Raw genomic sequence first — 18910 nt, 5'->3', positions numbered from 1 at the left:
TGTAAATTTACAAGCTTAGCCCATAACGATTTTGTAGTCTAAATTTTCAAAAAGTAGTAGCTCTTTTTTGCTCTCTTTTATAAGCGCTTTTACTAGTTCTGAAGTTTCTTTATTTTTTGGTAAGACAAGGTGGATTTTTTCATTTATAAAGATGACAAAGATATTTTTAAGCTCGTAAATTTCACTTACATCTTTTATGTCAAAAATTTCATTTTCTTTTGGCTCATTTTCGTAAAATGCCAAATTTTTCTCATCTACTTCAAAGATCATCTCTTTTTTAAAGTCTGAAATTTCTAAGCTTTTTAGCACCGATTTTCGTCTATTTTTTAAAAAAAATGGATAAAAAATGATCCAAAAAATAGCAAAAATGATGCCTATAATAGTAAAAATTTTGGTTTTTAAAAGCATATCAGCGACAAATCCAGCTATAATAGCCTCCGTAAAAATCATAAAAACATTTATAAAATACTGTTTTCTAGCCTTTTTTGAGAAAAATAGATTAAATGCTTGGTAGTCTATTAAATTTTCTCCAGATAAGACGATATTACATTTCATGATTAACCTTAAAGAAAAATTTGCAAAATTATAACTAAAAATAAGGTTTGAAACAGAATAAACAATGGAGAGAAACATTTTTTTTACGTCAAATTCGTCACTTATCGTAAGACAAAAACAAATTTTCTATGCCGTTATAGCTCTTTTTATATTTTCTCAGTTTGCCGGCATTTTAAACTATAAAATTTTTGAAAATTTGTTGATATTTTTTGGCTTTGGTCTTGTAGTTCTTGGTATCTACATCTCTATGAATAGATCAAAGCTTAAAGCTATGCACTGGCTTGCTGCATGCTTTGGGGTCTTTCTTTGGACGATTATTGATGCCATTAGAAGTGTCAATGAAGACTTTCTTTTAAGAAGCAAAGAGCAAATTTCTTATCTTGATTTTTTCGATCTGCTCCCTATGTTTTTACTATTGGCCGCTGTTGGTATATTTTTTGTGGTCAAATTTATAGCTAGCGATAAAAAGATCATAGTTCTAGCCGATAGCTTTAATGTGCTTTTGCTAGTTTTCACGCTTGCTTATTGCATTGTTGGTGATATGGGTGATTTTGATATATTGATCCATCCTAAAAGCCCTAGTGAGCTTGCTGCTAGCATTGCTATTTTTGTAAATTTATCTATTTTATTCATCGCTCTTAGTGAAATTTTTAATAGCAACCATCTTTATATTAGACATAGCGGCTTTTTCTTGATAATCGCAAGTGCGATTTTTACGCTATTAAATTTATATGTTTTTTATAATGAGCTTATAAACAAAGGGCATGATTTTACTCTGCACTCTATCTACCTTGTGCCATTTTTTCTCTTAATGCTCGGGGCTTTTTACTTAAGGGGTGATAACAAGCGTATAAGCGCAGCAGATGTTGGCATAAAAACAACATCTAAGCTTGTGCCTATTATCTCAGCTGCACTAATACTAATAAAAGCTGACCTCTCATCTTATGTTGATCTACTTATAATTTTTGTTGTTGTAGCTGGAGCGGTTATTAGCTATTTTATGAAAGTGCTTGATCAAAGCGAAGAGATATATAACGCAGAGCAAAATTTACATGATGCTAAAAACAAAGAGAAACACCTAAAGACAAACGAACTTGAGATGATAAATTTAAGCTTAGAGGGTGTATCTGAAAAAGACTATCTAACCTCTCTTGGCAACAGAGACTCTTTGCTAAATGAGCTAAAAGGTATGTGTAGTATTTTGGGCGAGAAGCAGGAGATCGCAGTTTATTATATAAATATAAGTCGCTTTAAAAATATAAATACATCTTATGGACATGAGGTTGGCGATAAAATTTTAAAAGCGATAGCAAAGCGCATACGTGAAGCGTGCAACAGACAAGAGGTTACCGCAAGGATCGGCGCTGATGAGTTCATCGTGCTTTCAAAAATGGAAGAAAATAGCCACACTAAACGCATGAAGCTTGGTATGGAGCTAAGAGATACGATAGAAAAACCTTTGCAAATAGATAAGTATCACTTTGCGATCAAGAGTGTCGTTGGTATCCACGTTGTCACAAGAGATAACATCAGCGATCCTAGAAATATCATCAAAAAAGCTGATATGGCGATGTACTACGCTAAGCAAAATCCAGCCAAAAACCCGATGGTTTATAATAATGAGATAGATAGCGAAATACAACAAAGCTCAAACATAGAGATAGCTCTTAAAAAAGCAAATTTACAAGAGGATTTTGAGGTATATTTTCAGCCGATTTATGACATTAAAAATTTAAAGATCATCTGCGTAGAAGCGCTACTTAGATGGCAGTCAAAAGAGTATGGACAAAAAGAAGCTGGCGAGTTTATGGATATAGCTAGCTTAAATAGCGACATCTTAAACGACATCTGCACGCTTTCTGTCTCAAAAACAGTAGAACAAGCCGTAAGATGGCAAAACAAAAAGCTAAAAATGCCAAAAATAAGCATAAACGTAGCACAAATTCAAAGCACATCTGAAAAATTTGTAAATGAATTTATGCTAACTTTAAACTCGCACCACCTAAATCCAAAGCAGTTTGAGCTTGAATTTAGCGAAGATATCTGGAAAAACGACCAAGAGACGCTTGATAAAATTTTCTCACTTTTGGAGAAAAATAGCATAGATGTTTGTATAGATGACTTTGGATCTGGATATACGTCATTTGTCTATATCAGAAAGTATAAGATCGATCGCATAAAGATAGCAAATGACTTTGTTGCTCAGTCAGTAATCAACAAAAAAGATATGCAAGTAGTCGCTGCTATCATAAATATAGCAAAATCAATGAAGCTAAAAGTGACAGCAAAAGGCGTGGAAAGCCACGAGATAAAAGAGCTTTTAAAAGAGCTTAATTGTAATGAAATGCAAGGATATTTCTTATCTCGTCCGATGAGTGCGGAGGAGTTTGAGAATTCTTTAAGGCAGAATTCTCACATGGTGGCTGATATTTAAATTTCAGCCTTTATCTCTTCGTTTGATTTTACGACTATGCCTGAGCCATGTATCACGCTTGGGATACAGCTTGTGCAGATATCGACCTCTTCGCCGTTTTTGTGAGCGTGGATGAAAACTGCATTTTTATCATCGCTGCTTTTTAGTCCGCAAACGTTGCAAACTACTAGATCTTTCTCTCTCATCTTTTCTCCTTTGAAATTTTGGGTGATTTTACATCTTGTAAGCTTGCATTAAGATGATTTGGGTCAAGCTTGTCGCTTAAGCATTAATTGTTTTTTGTTATAATCATTTAAAATTTAAAAGGTTTAAAAATGGATGAAAGAACTATTGTTTTAGAGATGTTAAAGATGCAACAAAGCCTAAATGACGAGACAAACGGGCTTGGTTGGGAAAATGGCTATACAAATAAAAATAAGCTAATCAGCTGGAGGCGCTGCATATATATGGAGTGCGCTGAGCTCATTGATAGCTTTGCTTGGAAGCACTGGAAGAGCATAGATGCTAAGACTGATGAGCAAAATTTACGCATCGAGGTTGTCGATATTTGGCACTTTATAATGAGCCTAGCACTACAAATTTATAAGGCAAAACAGCTTGGCGATGTTGAGACTTTGGCTGATGATATCTGCCAGTCAAGCGGCTTTAGCGACTATTGCAAAGAGCCGTTAAAGGTTGAAGATGAGAGCATTTATGAGATCATGAACGACGTTGAGATGCTCATACATGAGTGCAGCGGCTTTGACTATGATATCTTTGATATCTTCAAAATTTATTTCTCAATGTCTTTAAAATGTGGCGTAAATTTATACTCACTTTATGAGTGCTACATCGCTAAAAACGTGCTAAATCGCTTCCGCCAAAATAACGGCTACAAAGAGGGAAGCTATAAGAAAATTTGGAACGGACGCGAAGATAACGAAGTGATGAGTGAAATTTTATCAAATGGCGTTAGCACGATAGATGAAATTTACGCTGCACTTGAGCGCGAGTACAAAAAGGTAAAATGATAAATCTTCTTCGCCTTGGTTTTAAAGACTTTTTTACAGCCAAATTTATAACGCTATCTATATTGCCGCTTTTTCTTAGCATCGCAAGCCTTGCGTGGCTTACGATCTGGGGAGGTGGTGAGATATTTGATCTTTTAAGTGATGGCGCAAAAAACGAAAATTTCGCCTTTTTAGAGTCAAACTCGACGCTATCTTTTATAGCTATTAAAATTTTAAGCTTTAGCGCTACAAAGTGGATAGTTAGCATACTTTTTTATGTTTTAAGCACCTTTTTAACGATCATCATTAGCATCGTGATCGCCCTAGTCGTAGCTGGCTTTTTAACGCCAGTTGTAGCCAAAGAGATAAACAAAAGGCACTACAACTACGTGCTTAAAAGTGAGGCTAGCACGGCTAGAGTGCTAAAGGTGATGATGGTTGAGATCATGAAATTTCTTGGGATCTTGCTCGTTTGCCTGCCACTTTTGTTTGTGCCATTTGTAAATTTTTTCATCATCAACGTGCCGTTTTTTTACATCTACTATAAGCTTTTACTCATAGACGTTGGCTCAAACACGCTTGATAGTGATAAATTCGAGCTAGCACTGCTTGAAGGTGGTGGGGTTAAATTTATAGTTTTTACACTTTTATTTTATCTCATCTCGCTTGTGCCGCTTGTGGGATTATTTTTTCAGCTTTATTTTGTGATAGTCTTGTCGCACCTCTTTTATCAAAGAGAGGCGCTAGTTAAAATTTAGAGCCAAAAGCTCTAAATTTATGCGTAGTAAGATACTTTTTTGCTCTCATCAAGCAATGTGTCAAATAGCCTTTTTGTCGCGCTTAGTAGATTTTTATTAGCGTCATTTTTAGCTAAAAGTTCGTCAAACATCTTTAGCATATTATCATTTATGAAATTTTTGTGATCCAGGTCTTTTGCGTCAGGCAACATCTGTTTGATCTTGTTTGAAAGCTCGCTTATGCTTTGGCTGCTACCTGCGATCTTGTCGCCCTCTTTGACATTTTTCATAAACTCATCAACTTGTGGGCGAATTTGCTTCATCGCCTCTTCGATCTCTTTCATATCTTGCTCGTCTATGCCGTTTCCTTTATATAAAAACTCATAGCCGTATTCATGAGTGAGAGTTAGACTTTTTTGGCTTGAAGTGCCATTTTTCTGGCTAGAAAACTCCAAACTTTTGTTGTCATACATCGAAAAGCTTATCTCATCGCCTGAGCTAGTCTTCATCGAAAAGCTCATGTTGTTGTAGCTTCCTTGAGAGTAAAAATTTGTTTGCATTTTTAAATCCTTTTGAGGCTAAATCGGCAAATTTTTAATTTCATAAAGCAAAATTTTGTAAAATGCGTCGAAAAAGGACGGGCGATGTGTTGTTTTGGGACTAGGATCTTTTTGCTGATGCTTATCACTGTTTTAAGCTTCGTTTTTGCTAAGCTTTGCCCAGTTTTGCCAGTCGTTGGCTACTACTTGATACTTGCAAATTTGCTTGCCATTTTGATGTTTTCACTGTTTTTCAAAGGGCTTTTGCCAAGCTTTGTAAAGGTAAATGCGATCCACTACTTTTCGCTAGTTGGCGGCTTTTTGGGAGCATTTTTAACGATGATAGTTTTTAAAAAAGTGGCAAAGGATAAATTTAATCTCACCGAGCTCATCATCTTTTTGATCTGGGTCGTTATCTTGCTTGTTGTTATCTTTAAATTTCAAGCTATTCTTGACATTTTTAGGGGAATTTAGATGGATGAGAGGATAGTTAAATTTTTAAAAAAGATGCATCTTGCAAGTGTCTGCACCATTGATGATGATGGGCAGCCTTACGCTTTTAGCGCGTTTTACGCCTTTGATGAGGTAAATTTTTGCCTTTTGCTAGCTAGCTCAGACGATAGTTCGCATATCAAATTTTTAAAAAACTCAAAGCTCGTTGCTGGCACGGTCGCTCTTGATACGAAGATCGTTGGCAAGATAGAGGGCGTGCAGTTTCAAGGAGTGATGAGAGAGGCTAGCACAAGTGAGCGAGAAATTTACTTTAAAAGATTTTTTTACGCAAAAGCGATGGATCCAAAAATTTGGTCTATAAGCCTTGAAAAGGTTAAATTTACAAGCAACACTCTAGGTTTTGGCAAGAAAATTTTTTGGCAAAAGTAGCTAAAAATCGCATAATATTTTCGTGTTAGCTTAAAAGATGCTCTTTCTTAAGGCGTTCAGAATAACGCTTTTATGAAACGAAAGGTACATGTACCATATAAAAATTTTTTTTAAAATTTTTTACACAAAAGTTACACAAAATGCCTTTTTTAGGGGTAATTTTAAAAATATTAAAGTGTGATAAAAGAGTATTAAATAACTAAAAATAAACTTAAATTTACCCAAATTTTACTTAATATCCCCAGCCTCACTCTTATTATATAATCGCCGAAAAAATTATTAAGGAGAGTTTTATGGCTAAAGAAGCGGGTGTAGTAAAATCGCTAAGTGGCAAGGCGGTCGCAGTTGATCAAAACGGAAACGAGAGAGAGCTAAAAGTTGGCGACATCGTTTATATGGGTGAGAGTGTCAAAACTAGCGATGCAGCCGACAAAGTAACTATTGTTGCAAATAACGGCAAAGAGCTAACTGTACTAGGTAGTGACACGCTTTCTTTAAATCCAAATACGATAGGTGCTGAGGGCTTAGCTGATATAAGCGCTTTGCAAAATGCTATTTTAAACGGCGGTGATCTAACAAAACTTGAAGAGACTGCTGCTGGCGGTAATGCTGCTGCTGGTGGTGGAGATGGCGTTAGCCTTGGAGAAGCTAGATTTGCTGAAGGCGGTCACTATTCAAACATCAATGAAACTTATAGAAATTTAACTGATACAAACAGAGCTTTTGCTTCATATGATAACCCAGTAGGTGGTTACAGAGATGGCAATGATGGCGACGATACTATAATCCCAGGTGCACCGCTTGTAACTTTTGTAAATGATACTAACAACGACGGCACCTTAAGTAGAGTTGAGCATGGAAATGATACAGATATAAATACATCTAAAGTTCTTATCACTGTACCAAATGATGGCACAGTAAGAGCTGGCGATATACTAAAAGTCACTGTAACTGATCCAAATGGTAATGAAACTACAACAAACATAACCATCACTCCATCTATCATAACTAATGGCTATCCAATAGATGCGCCTGTAGAGCCAGGTAAAAACTCAAAAGTAGAAGCAAGCGTTACAAATTTCCAAGGTAACACTGGCGGCAGCAGTGAAGATCACGTAACTCCTACAAAATCAAGCGTAAGTGTTGAATTTACAGAAGATAGAAATAACGATAGATTTTTAACTTACACAGAAAATAACAATGACAACAAACAAAATGAGTCACCAGTACTTATAAAAGTAAGTGATGTTATCCCTGGAGATAAACTTCACATTACTCTAACAAAACCAGATGGTACTACTGAAAATAGAGAAGTTACTATCGATCAAAATATAATCAATAATGGCTACAAGATAGACAATATGCCAGTTGCTGAGGGTAAAATTTCAAAAGTAGATGCTTATGTTACTGATAGTACAAATTCTAACACTTGGAAGAGCGATATAGCAACTGACAAGGTTACTCCAGATGTAAGACCGACTTTAGTATTTACTGAAGATCTTGACAATGATACTGGATTAAGCGATCTTGAAAATGGACGAGATGGTAATTACAGAAGCACTCCAGTGGATATAACACTTCCAAAAGATGTAGTAGTTGGTGATAAGATCGTTATAACTTATACTGATCCGTTAAATTATAACAACCCATCGGCTCCTCATGAAAAAACATACACACTAGAACTAACTCCAGAAATGGTTAGAGATCATAAAGTAACTGGTGTGCCACTTGATATATTCCCTGGTGTAAGAACATATGCAAGCGTTCACGTAGTAGCTGCTGATGGTACTCAAAAAAGTGCAGAGTCAGATACAGACAATGTATATCCACTTGATACTGGATTAGCCATAACACTATCAGAACAAAAAACTCTTCATGAAATTTCAAGACAAGAAAGTGTTTCTAAGATAGATAGAAACTTTAATGGAGTAAATGAAGATCTAGGTGATGAAAAAGTAAATCATACAACTGCAAAGATCACATTGCCAAACAGAGTTGATGATGGTGATAAGCTTACACTTTCTATAAAAACTCCTAAGCTAGATCCTAATGACCCTGAAGGAAAAGCATTTTTAAAAGATTCTAATGGTAAAACAGAATTTGAAAATACTACTAGAGACTTTACTATACATGTAGATGAAAAAGGTGTTATAACAAGTGTAGTAGAGCATACCTCTTCTGGTGATGTTAATTACACTCCTTTAAAAGAGGCACTTAATCTATGGTCTATTAATGTTGAAGGTTTTAGCGTAAGACATGGAGAAGACACAACCATAAATGCTAGTATCACCCATATAAATCCAAACAGGAACGCTCCTATAGCTTCCGTAGAGGCTTCAGCTAGCTTAGAGTATGTAAAAGCGCCTGAAGTTATCTTCGAAGAAGCTCATGGTGCGAAGACTATGACTAGAGAGCAAGCTATCAGTGATAATGATCTCAACAGTACAACAGTTACCATTAAGCTTCCTAAAAATGCAGTAAGTGGAGATAAACTAACTGTAACCATAAATGAGCCAAATGAGACTCCTAGAACAAAAGAATATACTGTTGGAAGAGACGCGAATGGTAAGTTTTTTGTAAAAGATAGTGCTGGTAATGAAATAAATACAGAAACAGATGGCAGAAGTTTTAAAATTTCTGGTATCAAAACAGCAACTGGCGAAGAAACTAAAGTAACAGCTGAGATAGTAGATAGTGACGGTAGCATCCAACATGCTAAAGGCTCAAGCAGTGTTACGATAGCTGGCATAAACGATATGGCTGTAAGATTTGTAGAAGATGGTGATGGCAACGTATCTTTGACAAGAGCTGAGAGTAAAGATGGCGACAATGATCTACTTAAGACTACAATCGCAGTAAAAGTGCCAAATAATGTTATAGCTGGTGATGTTGTAAATGTAACAATAAATAATGGCTCTTCAACTGAGACTAAAAATTATAAGGTTACTGGTAGAGATAATCATGGTAAGATCACACTAGAAGATACTTCTACTCACACTTCTATAACCGCAAGTGATAAAAACGAGATAGAAATTCCAAATGTGAAGATCATTGCAGGCGAACCTATAAATGTATCTGCGGAGACTACTGATGCAAGCGGTGGTAAAAAAGCTGAAGCACAAAATCACAACACTCTTGAAAAACTTCACGATGATATGAAGATAACTTTTGATGCAGATGATGGTGACGGTATCTTGGGTAATGCAGAAGCAACCGGAACCACTACGATGACAACCATTAAATTACCTTCAAATTTTGTTGATGGTGATAAGCTCATAATAAACAGTAAAACAGGTAATAATAGTGCACCTGAGGAAATTTATACGATAAACAAAAATAATGGCGTTGTTACTGTTACAAATGATAATGGAGGCGCTCCTCTAATAGTAAATGGCAATGCAGTTAAATATCCTCTAACAAATTTACAAAATGGCGAAGAGACTATCATCACTGCTAAAGTAACTGATAGTACTGGTGCTGATAAAGTAGAAACAAAGAGTGATATCATACTTGACACTGGTGCTGGAACTGGAACAAGATTTAGACTACTTATCGATGAAGATAAAGATAGAAATGGTTGGCTAGATAGAGAAGAAGCTATGAAAGATGGACAACTAAATACAACTTCAGCTACGCTTCAGATACCAACAAGTGTAAATGTAGGTGATACTATAACTGTTAATGTAGATGGAGGAACTCCTAAATCTTATGAAGTTGTTTCAAATGATGGTACAAACATTACTATAAAAGACACATCAACTAATACTCCTGTCACGCTTGAGGCAGGTAATAAGCTAAAAATTCCTAATGTTCATATAGACAAAGATCATCCAGCTAAAGTAGAAGCTACTATAAACGGAGAAACAAAAACAGCTGAAGCTAAGCTAGAAACATTTGATGCTACAAATTTAAAGGTTGAATTTAAAGAAGATGATGCAAGCAGAGATGGCAAGATAGATAGAGATGAAGCTGTATCTGATGGTGACGTAAAATCAACAACTATAAGCGTTCAAGTGCCATATAATGTTATAGATGGTGATAAAATAGAAGTTAAAATTAACCAACCTGGTGATCCAACACCTAGAACTGAATCTTTTACAGTTTCAAAAGCTCCTAATGGTGATATATCACTAGTAGATGCAGCTGGCGTTTCTCATCCTTTACACAACAATACTATCGAAATTGGTGATGTTAAAATGCTCCCAGGTCGAGAGACTAGTGCAACTGCAACCATAACAAATGCTGCTGGCGATATGTCTGCAACTTCTTCTGAGGCTAAAGCACAACTTGCTCCATTAAGCGAAGCAGGACTAAACATAAGCATAGCTGCTGATAAAAATGATAATGGCATTATCACAAGAGATGAGTCAGATAGCAATACTTCAAAAGTAAAAGTTTCTCTTCCAGGAAGCGTGATAAAAGGCGATAAGATAGATGTTGAGATAACAAATCCTGATAACTCTCAAGCAACTAAACATTACGAAGTTATAGACAAAGATGTTAATGGCAACATAACACTAAAAGAGGCAGGCTCTGCTACACCTATCCATGTCTCTGCAAATGATCCTCTTGAGCTTGATGCAGCTATCGCAGTAGGACAAGAGACAAAAGCAAAAATAACTCTAACTGATGCATTTAATAATAGCGTAAGTAAAGAAGATAAAGCACATGCTGAGATAGATGTTGTAAGAGGTATTCAATTTACAGAAGATGCAAGCAGAGATGGTGCGTTGCAAAGTTATGAGAATTCTCAAAACGAAGATAAGACTCCTATAAAAGTCTATCTGAACGAAGATGCAAGAGCTGGCGATACAGTTGAGATCAAATATACTGATCCAGATAACCATGCGCAAGTTAAGACACAAACGCATACTATATCAGGTGAAGATATAACAAATGGTACATTTGAGCAGGTGCTTGATATCAATCCAATATCAAAATATGATCTAAAAGTTGATGCTACGTATAAAACTCATGATGGCTTAGAGACTAAACTTCCAGCTGAGACACTTTCTATATCGCCTAAGGCAGTTACAGCTGAATACAATGAGCACACAACTATGAAAGGTGGTGATAACAATAGTGACACTTTAATAGTTGATGGACATGGACAAACGATTGATTTTAGTAATGTGGATGGCCTTGATGCTAAAGTTGAAAGCTTTGAAAATATCCAACTTAAAGGCAACTCTGAGATCAAATTTGATGCAAATGCAATCTTTGATATCACTGATAATCTAAACACTATCCTTAAGATAAAAGGTGACGCAACCAATAAAGTGGATATCAAAGGTAAGTGGGAGTTAGAAAAAGATCCTTCTATACATGCAGATAGTGGCTTTAAGGGCTACTCAAGTGTTGATAAAGTAGATGGACACACTATCCATATACAAATAGACGATAAAGTCCAAACAGACCTATAATCCCAAAAAAGTGAGTGCACTCTAAGCACTCACTTCACTTACCTAACCTCAATTCACATCATTTTTTAAGCCTTATTTTACTAATATCACCCCTTTTAAAGGAGAAAATATGAAAAATTTAATAGCCATAGTTGTGGTCATAGCAGCACTTGTTTTTGGCGCTTTCAAATACGCAAATTCATTTGTGGTGCTTGATGAAAACACCAACGAGAAGTGGTCACAGGTGCTAAATCAATACAAAAGAAGAGCCGATCTAGTGCCAAATTTAGTTGAAACTGTAAAAGGCTACGCAGCTCACGAGCAAAAGGTCTTTGAAGACGTGGCAAACGCAAGAAGTAAGAGCATGCAAGTAAGCATCGACGCAAGCAGCCTTAGCGACGTAGCAAAGGTTAAAGAATTTATGGCAGCTCAAGGTCAGCTAGGCTCCGCAATTGGCAGGCTAATGGCTGTTAGCGAGAGCTACCCAGAGCTAAAAGCAAATCAAAATTTCCTCTCACTTCAAAGTCAGCTTGAAGGCACAGAAAACCGCATAAGCGTAGCAAGGCGCGACTACATCGAGGCTGTAAAAGAGTACAACGTAGCTCTTAGAAGCTTTCCAGGTAAATTTATAGTAGGCATTTTCTACCCAGAGATGAAGCCAAAACAAGGCATCGAGGTTAGCAGCGAAGATATGAAAAACCCAAAAGTTTCGTTTGAGAAATAATGAAAAAAATCATTAGCCTTCTTCTCTTTGCATTTAGCTTTTGTTTTGCTCTAAATTTCAATGAGCAGATCAACGATGAGGCTCATATCTTTTCACAAAACGAAAGAGATGAGCTTCTAAATTTAGTGCAAAATTTCGAGCAAAATAGCACCACGCAAATCGCCATAGTGACTTTAAATTCGCTTGAAAGCAGGAGCATTGAAGAGCTGTCTCTTGAGATCGCTAGAGGCTACAAACTAGGTCAAAAAGAGAGTGACAACGGCGTGCTTTTGGTGGTCGCTCCAAATGAGAAAAAGGTCCGCATCGAGGTTGGATACGGGCTTGAAGGGGTGCTAACTGATGCCGTAGCAAGCGAGATCATAAATAGTGTGATGATACCTCGGTTTAAAAATGGAAAGATGAGCGAAGGCGTGAAAGAGGGCGTTTTAGCGATCATAAAAGCAGCTAGCGGCGAGGAATTTAGTAGTAAATCCGGCCTTAGTGACTTGCCTTTTGGCGTATTTGCCTTTTTTGCTGGCATGCTCTCTTGTTTTGCCTCCGTGATCTTTGGCAAATTTTTTATGCGAACTGGCTTTAGCACGTGCTTTGCTGGACTTGTATCAACCGCACTTGAGCAGGGATTTGGCGTGCAAAACTACCTTATCATCTTTGGCGCATTTGCCTTTATATTTGCGGTATTTTTCTTTATTTTAAAAGACGTTTTTAAGAGAAATAGCCAAAGTGACTCTTTGCCAATGGGCTTTAGACGCGATAATTCAGGCTCAAATGGTGGCGGTCGCTCAGGTGGTAGAGGAGGCGGCTTTAGTGGCGGCGGCGGTGGATTTGGCGGAGGCGGAGCTAGCGGCAGCTGGTAAAATTTGCCTGCTTTAGAAGTAAATTTCACTACCCTTTGCAAATTTTAAAATTTACTTGACGCCTATCTAATTTAACTAAGTTATTCTGAAAATTTTAAAATCTTACTCGCTCGCCTTAGCAACTTATTAAATTTAGGGTTCATAACTATTCGCCACTAAATTTAGAGCCGTGATATGCCAGCTCTAATTTTAAAATTTGCCTGACACTTGCCAGATGATAAACCGCATGCAGTGTGAAGCACTAAAGCATGCCTCTTCTAACGTTGTCGTGATTGAGGGAAGGGATTGTTAAAGGGGCTCTTTTGCTTCACAGGCTCGCAACTGCAAGCAGACCGTAACTCGAGCCCCCTTGTCTCCCTTTTGGATAAAAGAGTTTTTAAATTTAAGGTCTGTATTTTTAAAAGAGAAATTTGCTATTTCGCAAATTTTAAAATTCCATTCACTCGCAAGAATTGACTACTAAAATTTGGCTTCGCTTACAGCTTAGCTCAAATTTTAGAGCCGAAATTACTCGTTCATGAAATTTTAAAATTTGCCATTTTTCTTTGTAGAACAAAGGATCATTTTATGGATTTTAGACCCAACATTTGCATATAAAAGCTAAATTTCTTAAAATATGCCAAAAAATTAGGAGCAAAAATGCTATCAGGTGAGTTGCTTAAAAGCCATTTTGCTAAATTTGATCTAGTGGCAATGCTTAGTGGGTTTTTAGAGCAAAGTTGTTTTGATAAAGAAAAATTTAAAGCACTAAGGCGAGATGGTTTTAAAAGTTTAGATAAGAGCCAAAGGGATGAGCTTCTTAAAATAGCAGGTTTTAAGGCGTATCTTGATGCAAAATTTCAGGGCTTTTTACGTGAACTGATGCAAAGCAAGATCCTCGTTGTAAGCGGCGTGGAGTATAAATTTAGCGAGCTTGAAATTTACACATGCTTTGATGCAAACACCTACAAAAGATCGTGCGAAGCGGGCGAAATTTACTTTCACAACTTTGGTTTTGACATCTCTTTTAAGAGCGAGCCAGCGCTTTATGGTGGCATTTTGGTAAGGAGTTTAAAGGCATTAAAAGAGCGAAATTTCATCTTTGGACCAAGAAAATGTGCCTTGCATATCTTAAATAGCAAAATAAGTAATTTAAATTTTGATCTAAAAGAGGCTGATTTTAGAGATGATGAGGTCGCTTTTACGCCAAGGATTAGATCATTTAAAGATGAGACCGAGCTTCAAAATGACACTTTAAGGGCGGTTAGTGGCGAGTTTAGAAGGGCGCTTGAAAGCGCAAAAGAGTATAAAAAAAGAGTTGAAAATGCCTATAAAAAGGGGTGAAATTTATCTTTTTATCGGCTTTGAGGCTGAGAAATTTAGCCCCAAAATGCTAGATAAAAAAGAGCGTAGAAAACTAAAAAAATATCCAAATTTAGTAAATTCAAACTCATTCAAACTCTCTCGCTATTTAAAATTTAAAGCAAAAAAACGGGGCAAAATTTGCCTCTCTCACAAAGAAAATGTCGCTGTTTTAGCTATCTCAAAAGAAAAAGTTGGCGTTGATGTGGAGGAGATAAAGGAGCGAAATTTTGACGGTGTAATCAAATTTTGCTTTAGCAAAAAAGAGAGCGAAATTTACGCAAACTCCAAAGATAAAATGCAAAAATTTTATGAAATTTACACCGCAAAAGAGGCTGTGATAAAAGCCAAAAATTTAGCCTTTAATGATCTTGCTAGCGCTAAATTTGACGAGATGGAGAGAAGATACTTGATTATTAATAATCTATTTATCATTTGCCTTGCATTTAAGCATTGCAAAGATATAATTGTTAAATTTTTATAATTTTAGAACACTAAAAAGGCAAAAAGTGCTTGTAAAAAAGATAGCTATGATCCTTGCAGTAACGCTTCTAGCTCTTGGCTGTGCGAAGAAATTTGATGCGCCAAAGCTGGCGGATTTTAGCTTAAAGGCATTTGAGGTTAGTTCACCAAAAGGGCCGCTAATGCTCTATGTGCAAAATAGTGAAAATGAGTATAAATTTAGCCTTGTAAACGCACTTGGCGCACCAGAAGCTAGGCGAGTTTTAAAGGACGGCACGTTTGCAAATTTAGGCTTCTTGCCACCAAATAGCGCCTACAACGAGCTTTTTATCAAGGTGCTTGAGATGATAAAAGATGAAAAAAATGAGCAAAAATTTATGATAAATGATCAAATTTATGAGGTAAAAAGCGTTGATCTACGTTAGCAAACCAGCCATTATCAGCGCCGCAGGTAGCAGTAGTGATGAGAATTTAAGCGCACTTTTAAGTGGCAAGAGATTTTTAAGCAAAAGCTGCGAATTTCACCCGCAAAATGAGTTTTTGGTGGGTAAATTTAATGGCACTTTACCTAGCTTTTCAAATAAAACCAAAGAGCACTTCAAAACTCGCACAAATGCTTTGCTTTTAAGCACGATGCTAGAGATCGATGCTGAGATAAAAAGAGCTATCAAAAAATATGGCAAAAGCCGTGTGGGAGTAGTTCTTGGCACTACAACAAGCGGTGTTGAGGAGAATTTCGAGCCATTTAAAGGCTATATCGCGACTGGATTTTTTGATAAAAGCAGGTTTGGCATAAACAGAAACTGCCTTGCAAACGTGGCTGAGTTTGTGAGCGACTTTTACGAGCTTAGCGGTCCAAGCTACTGCGTATCGACTGCGTGCACCTCTGGTGTTAAGGCGGTTATTGAGGCAAAAAGGCTCATTGAGAGCGAGCTTTGTGACGCGGTCATTTGTGGCGGCGTCGATAGCCTAAATACGCTTACGATAAATGGCTTTAACTCGCTTAGCATCCTAAGTAGCACCCCAAGTCAGGCCTTTTCTAAAAATAGAGAGGGGATAAATATCGGCGAAGGAGCTGGGCTATTTTTACTAAGCCGTGATGAAATTTCAAACGTCGTAGTCGCTAGCTCAGCCTCAAACTGCGACGCTTTTCACATGACGCAGCCTGATTTTAGCGCTAAAATGGCGGTAAATTGCATAGAGAGCGCGCTAAAAAGAGCTGGCATGTGTGGCGTGGACTATGTAAATTTGCATGGCACCGGCACGCAGGCAAATGACAAAATGGAGGCAAAAGCTGTAAATTTAACGCTTGGCACCACCTTTGCAAGCACGCTAAAGCCACAGATCGGTCATACGCTTGGGGCCGCTGGAGCTATTGAGAGTGCCATTTGCGCCATGCTTTGCATGGAGGAAAATAGTACCTTGCCACCACACGTTTATGACGGCGAGTATGATGAGAGCTTGGAGGCTATAAATTTAGTAAAGAGCGGCACGAAATTTGACGTAAAAACAGCGATATCGCTATCTTTTGCCTTTGGCGGAGATAACGCCGCGATAATATTTAAAAGAGTGAGATGATGATAAGTGATTATTTGCCGCATAGCAGCGCCATAACCCTGATCGATGAAATTTTAGAATTTATCCCTTGCGAGAGCATAAAGGTAAGAAGCGTGATAAATGAGCAAAACCCCTTTTTAGAAGATGGTAAATTTATGACGCAAAAGGCGATAGAGATGATGGCTCAAAGTCTTGGGATTTACGACTCAAAGATGCGTGAGCTAAGGGGTGAGAAGGCGATATTTGGCTTTTTGCTTGGCAGTAGAAAATTTGAAATTTTTAGACCATATTTTAAAGTGGGCGATGAGATAGTGATCGTCTCAAAGTGCTCCATTCAAGATGAGAGCGGATTTGGCGTTTATGACAGCGAGCTTTTTGTAAATGGTGAGCTTGGCGCAAGGGCGGTTTTAAACGTGATGAGCCCTGATAAAGAATTTGTAAAAAAGGCACTTAGTGAGTAAGAGAGTATTGATAACTGGATCAAGTAGAGGCATAGGAGCTAGCATTGCTAGGTGTCTTGCTGGCGAATACGAAGTGGTGCTTCACGCAAGAAGTAAGAGCGATGAGCTTTTAAAGATGGCTAGTGAGCTTGGGGCTAAATTTATGACATTTGACGTGGCTGACACTGCTGCGGCAAAAGAGGCCATAGAGGCCGACATGGAGGCAAATGGCGTCTATTACGGCGTTATTTTAAACGCTGGCATAACAAGGGATAATACCTTTGTTGGGCTAAGTGACGAAGAGTGGTTTGATGTGATAGATGTAAATTTAAACGGCTTTTACAACGTCCTAAGGCCAGCGCTAATGCCCATGATAAGGGCTAGAAAGCCAGCTAGGATAGTGACGCTAAGCTCTGTTTCAGGGGTTATTGGTAACAGAGGTCAGGTGAATTACTCAGCTAGCAAAGCTGGCATCATAGGAGCTAGTAAAGCCCTTGCAGTCGAGCTTGCCAGCAGGGGCATAACAGTAAACTGCGTGGCACCTGGGCTTATAAAGACAGATATGAGTGAAGAAATTTTAAATAGCGACTTCTTAGACGAAGTGCTAAAGGCCATACCTGCAAAAAGAGCTGGCGAGGCAGACGAGGTGGCAGGGCTTGTTAAATTTCTACTAAGTGGCGAGGCTAGCTACATCACAAGGCAGGTCATCGGCGTAAATGGAGGACTTTGCTAATGCGTGTATTTGTCACAGGTATCGGCGCAGTCAGTGCTTTTGGCAACAGCTGGGAGGAGATGAGAGCTAAATTTCTTGCAGGCAAAAATGCCGTGAGATATATGAGCGAGTGGGAGAGCTATAAAGAGCTAAACACACGCCTAGCAGCTCCTATCATAGACTACAAACACCCGCAGGAGTGGGACAGAAAACAGTTAAGAAGCCTTGGTAAGGTCTCATGTTATAGCGTGCACGCAGCTGGGCTTGCTTTAAAAGATGCTGGTTTGCTAAATGGCGAAGGCTTGCAGGCTGCAAATTTAGACCCAAGCGTGCAAGATGGCAGGATGGGCGTAGCTAGTGGCTCAAGCACTGGTAGCACCGACTCTATCCTTGACATGGCAAAGCTAGTTTTAGACATGGATAGCGGCTTTAACGCAAATACCTACATAAAAATGATGCCTCACACCACAGCGGCAAATATCGCGCTATTTTACTCGCTAAAAGGGCGCATCATCCCTACATCTTCGGCATGTACTAGCGGCTCACACGCCATTGGCTACGCTTATGAGAGCATAAAAAATGGCAATATAGATATGATGCTAGCTGGTGGGGCTGAGGAGCTTTGCGTGAGCGAGGCATACGTCTTTGATAAGCTCTATGCGACCAGCGTCAAAAACCACGCGCCAAATTTGACACCAACGCCGTTTGAAAAAGATAGAGATGGCTTGGTGCTTGGTGAGGGGGCTGGATTTTTAGTGCTTGAAAGTGAAGAGAGCGCCTTAAAAAGAGGAGCTAAAATTTACGCTGAGGTCGTTGGCTTTGGCTCTACGTGTGATGGCACGCATATCACTAGACCACAAAGTGCTACGATGAAAGCGGCGATGAGCCTAGCACTCCGCGCGGCAAAACTAGAGCCAAAAAGCATAGGCTACGTAAATGCCCACGCTACCGCGACAAAACATGGCGATATAGCTGAAAGTATCGCTACAAACGAGCTTTTTGGAGATGGCATCGCCATTAGTTCGCTTAAAAGCTATCTAGGTCACACGCTTGGCGCTTGTGGCGGGCTGGAGGCTATCGCTAGCATAATGATGATGAGAGAAGAGCTATTTTTCCCAACTATAAATTTAAACGTAACTGATCCTGAGTGTGCAAAGCTAAACTACTTAAAGGAGCCAACACCGATAAAGACGGACTTTGTGATGAGTAACAACTTTGCATTTGGCGGTGTAAATACATCTTTGATATTTAAAAGAGTAGATAACAAATTTTAAAAAGGATA

18 protein-coding genes are annotated in these 18910 nt (G+C 38.1%); 15 read left to right on the top strand and 3 right to left on the bottom strand.

Annotated features, from left to right (window positions below; genetic code table 11):
• Positions 1–15: 15 nt before the first annotated feature.
• Positions 16–555, bottom strand: coding sequence for a hypothetical protein (locus CVS86_RS06195; protein WP_107791318.1), 540 nt, complete (start codon positions 553–555; stop codon positions 16–18).
• A gap of 64 nt (positions 556–619) precedes the next feature.
• Between CVS86_RS06195 and CVS86_RS06190 the strand changes: the two genes are divergently transcribed.
• A complete protein-coding gene (locus CVS86_RS06190) occupies positions 620–2989 on the top strand; it encodes an EAL domain-containing protein (RefSeq protein WP_107791317.1) in 2370 nt (789 codons plus the stop codon).
• Here CVS86_RS06190 and CVS86_RS06185 read toward each other — a convergent pair.
• Complete coding sequence (locus tag CVS86_RS06185; protein WP_103617241.1) at positions 2986–3174, bottom strand: hypothetical protein; 189 nt, start codon at positions 3172–3174, stop codon at positions 2986–2988. The genes CVS86_RS06190 and CVS86_RS06185 overlap by 4 nt on opposite strands.
• A gap of 129 nt (positions 3175–3303) precedes the next feature.
• Between CVS86_RS06185 and CVS86_RS06180 the strand changes: the two genes are divergently transcribed.
• On the top strand, positions 3304–3999 hold the full coding sequence (locus CVS86_RS06180; RefSeq protein WP_103569077.1) for a dUTP diphosphatase: 696 nt from the start codon (positions 3304–3306) through the stop codon (positions 3997–3999).
• Positions 3996–4736 (top strand): EI24 domain-containing protein, encoded by a 741-nt coding sequence (locus CVS86_RS06175; RefSeq protein WP_107791316.1) that lies wholly within the window; start codon positions 3996–3998, stop codon positions 4734–4736. The genes CVS86_RS06180 and CVS86_RS06175 overlap by 4 nt, the downstream gene beginning before the upstream one ends.
• Before the next feature lie 17 nt (positions 4737–4753).
• Here CVS86_RS06175 and CVS86_RS06170 read toward each other — a convergent pair whose 3' ends face one another.
• Positions 4754–5275: an ATP/GTP-binding protein gene (locus CVS86_RS06170; protein ID WP_107791315.1), complete on the bottom strand. Its 522-nt coding sequence runs from the start codon at positions 5273–5275 to the stop codon at positions 4754–4756.
• Between the two features lie 84 nt (positions 5276–5359).
• Between CVS86_RS06170 and CVS86_RS06165 the strand changes: the two genes are divergently transcribed.
• From CVS86_RS06165 to CVS86_RS06110, 12 genes are all read left to right on the top strand, one after another.
• Complete coding sequence (locus CVS86_RS06165) at positions 5360–5728, top strand: L-arabinose ABC transporter (RefSeq protein ID WP_234399243.1); 369 nt, start codon at positions 5360–5362, stop codon at positions 5726–5728.
• Positions 5729–6136, top strand: a complete 408-nt coding sequence (locus CVS86_RS06160) for a pyridoxamine 5'-phosphate oxidase family protein (RefSeq protein ID WP_107791314.1) — start codon at positions 5729–5731, stop codon at positions 6134–6136. It abuts the gene before it with no gap.
• A gap of 293 nt (positions 6137–6429) precedes the next feature.
• Complete coding sequence (locus tag CVS86_RS06155; protein WP_107791313.1) at positions 6430–11559, top strand: retention module-containing protein; 5130 nt, start codon at positions 6430–6432, stop codon at positions 11557–11559.
• Positions 11560–11668: 109 nt separating this feature from the next.
• Positions 11669–12262, top strand: coding sequence for a LemA family protein (locus tag CVS86_RS06150; protein WP_107791312.1), 594 nt, complete (start codon positions 11669–11671; stop codon positions 12260–12262).
• The gene (locus tag CVS86_RS06145) at positions 12262–13116 is read left to right on the top strand and encodes a TPM domain-containing protein (RefSeq protein WP_107791311.1); all 855 of its coding nucleotides are present in this window, start codon (positions 12262–12264) and stop codon (positions 13114–13116) included. Before CVS86_RS06150 ends, CVS86_RS06145 begins: the two co-directional genes overlap by 1 nt.
• A 639-nt stretch (positions 13117–13755) precedes the next feature.
• The gene (locus tag CVS86_RS06140; protein ID WP_107791310.1) at positions 13756–14439 is read left to right on the top strand and encodes an ABC transporter substrate-binding protein; all 684 of its coding nucleotides are present in this window, start codon (positions 13756–13758) and stop codon (positions 14437–14439) included.
• A complete protein-coding gene (locus CVS86_RS06135; RefSeq protein WP_103639099.1) occupies positions 14420–14941 on the top strand; it encodes a 4'-phosphopantetheinyl transferase family protein in 522 nt (173 codons plus the stop codon). The genes CVS86_RS06140 and CVS86_RS06135 overlap by 20 nt, the downstream gene beginning before the upstream one ends.
• Before the next feature lie 25 nt (positions 14942–14966).
• A complete protein-coding gene (locus CVS86_RS06130) occupies positions 14967–15344 on the top strand; it encodes a hypothetical protein (RefSeq protein WP_234399242.1) in 378 nt (125 codons plus the stop codon).
• Entirely contained in the window at positions 15331–16497 is a 1167-nt protein-coding gene (locus CVS86_RS06125; protein WP_107791309.1) for a beta-ketoacyl synthase N-terminal-like domain-containing protein, read from the top strand. The genes CVS86_RS06130 and CVS86_RS06125 overlap by 14 nt, the downstream gene beginning before the upstream one ends.
• Complete coding sequence (locus tag CVS86_RS06120; RefSeq protein WP_107791308.1) at positions 16494–16937, top strand: thioester dehydrase; 444 nt, start codon at positions 16494–16496, stop codon at positions 16935–16937. Before CVS86_RS06125 ends, CVS86_RS06120 begins: the two co-directional genes overlap by 4 nt.
• Positions 16930–17649 (top strand): 3-oxoacyl-ACP reductase FabG, encoded by a 720-nt coding sequence (gene fabG / locus CVS86_RS06115; RefSeq protein ID WP_103617250.1) that lies wholly within the window; start codon positions 16930–16932, stop codon positions 17647–17649. Before CVS86_RS06120 ends, fabG begins: the two co-directional genes overlap by 8 nt.
• Positions 17649–18902 carry a beta-ketoacyl-ACP synthase gene (locus CVS86_RS06110; RefSeq protein ID WP_107791371.1) on the top strand — a complete coding sequence of 418 codons (1254 nt, stop codon included), beginning with the start codon at positions 17649–17651 and terminating at the stop codon, positions 18900–18902. Before fabG ends, CVS86_RS06110 begins: the two co-directional genes overlap by 1 nt.
• Positions 18903–18910 lie beyond the last annotated feature (8 nt).

Origin of the sequence: Campylobacter concisus (assembly GCF_003048605.1) — a bacterium.
Taxonomy (GTDB): Bacteria; Campylobacterota; Campylobacteria; order Campylobacterales; family Campylobacteraceae; genus Campylobacter_A; species Campylobacter_A concisus_BM.
Note: the sequence above shows the minus strand (reverse complement) of the source record. Positions and strands in the feature narration are given on the sequence as shown.

Coding starts and splice junctions, on each gene's coding strand:
- CVS86_RS06145 (WP_107791311.1), top strand. CDS start 12,262: ATGAAAAAAATCATTAGCCTTCTTCTCTTTGCATTTAGCTTTTGTTTT.
- CVS86_RS06110 (WP_107791371.1), top strand. CDS start 17,649: ATGCGTGTATTTGTCACAGGTATCGGCGCAGTCAGTGCTTTTGGCAAC.
- CVS86_RS06185 (WP_103617241.1), bottom strand. CDS start 3,174: ATGAGAGAGAAAGATCTAGTAGTTTGCAACGTTTGCGGACTAAAAAGC.
- CVS86_RS06120 (WP_107791308.1), top strand. CDS start 16,494: ATGATGATAAGTGATTATTTGCCGCATAGCAGCGCCATAACCCTGATC.
- CVS86_RS06165 (WP_234399243.1), top strand. CDS start 5,360: ATGTGTTGTTTTGGGACTAGGATCTTTTTGCTGATGCTTATCACTGTT.
- CVS86_RS06160 (WP_107791314.1), top strand. CDS start 5,729: ATGGATGAGAGGATAGTTAAATTTTTAAAAAAGATGCATCTTGCAAGT.
- CVS86_RS06175 (WP_107791316.1), top strand. CDS start 3,996: ATGATAAATCTTCTTCGCCTTGGTTTTAAAGACTTTTTTACAGCCAAA.
- CVS86_RS06135 (WP_103639099.1), top strand. CDS start 14,420: ATGCCTATAAAAAGGGGTGAAATTTATCTTTTTATCGGCTTTGAGGCT.
- CVS86_RS06180 (WP_103569077.1), top strand. CDS start 3,304: ATGGATGAAAGAACTATTGTTTTAGAGATGTTAAAGATGCAACAAAGC.
- CVS86_RS06140 (WP_107791310.1), top strand. CDS start 13,756: ATGCTATCAGGTGAGTTGCTTAAAAGCCATTTTGCTAAATTTGATCTA.
- CVS86_RS06195 (WP_107791318.1), bottom strand. CDS start 555: ATGAAATGTAATATCGTCTTATCTGGAGAAAATTTAATAGACTACCAA.
- CVS86_RS06155 (WP_107791313.1), top strand. CDS start 6,430: ATGGCTAAAGAAGCGGGTGTAGTAAAATCGCTAAGTGGCAAGGCGGTC.
- CVS86_RS06170 (WP_107791315.1), bottom strand. CDS start 5,275: ATGCAAACAAATTTTTACTCTCAAGGAAGCTACAACAACATGAGCTTT.
- CVS86_RS06190 (WP_107791317.1), top strand. CDS start 620: ATGGAGAGAAACATTTTTTTTACGTCAAATTCGTCACTTATCGTAAGA.
- CVS86_RS06150 (WP_107791312.1), top strand. CDS start 11,669: ATGAAAAATTTAATAGCCATAGTTGTGGTCATAGCAGCACTTGTTTTT.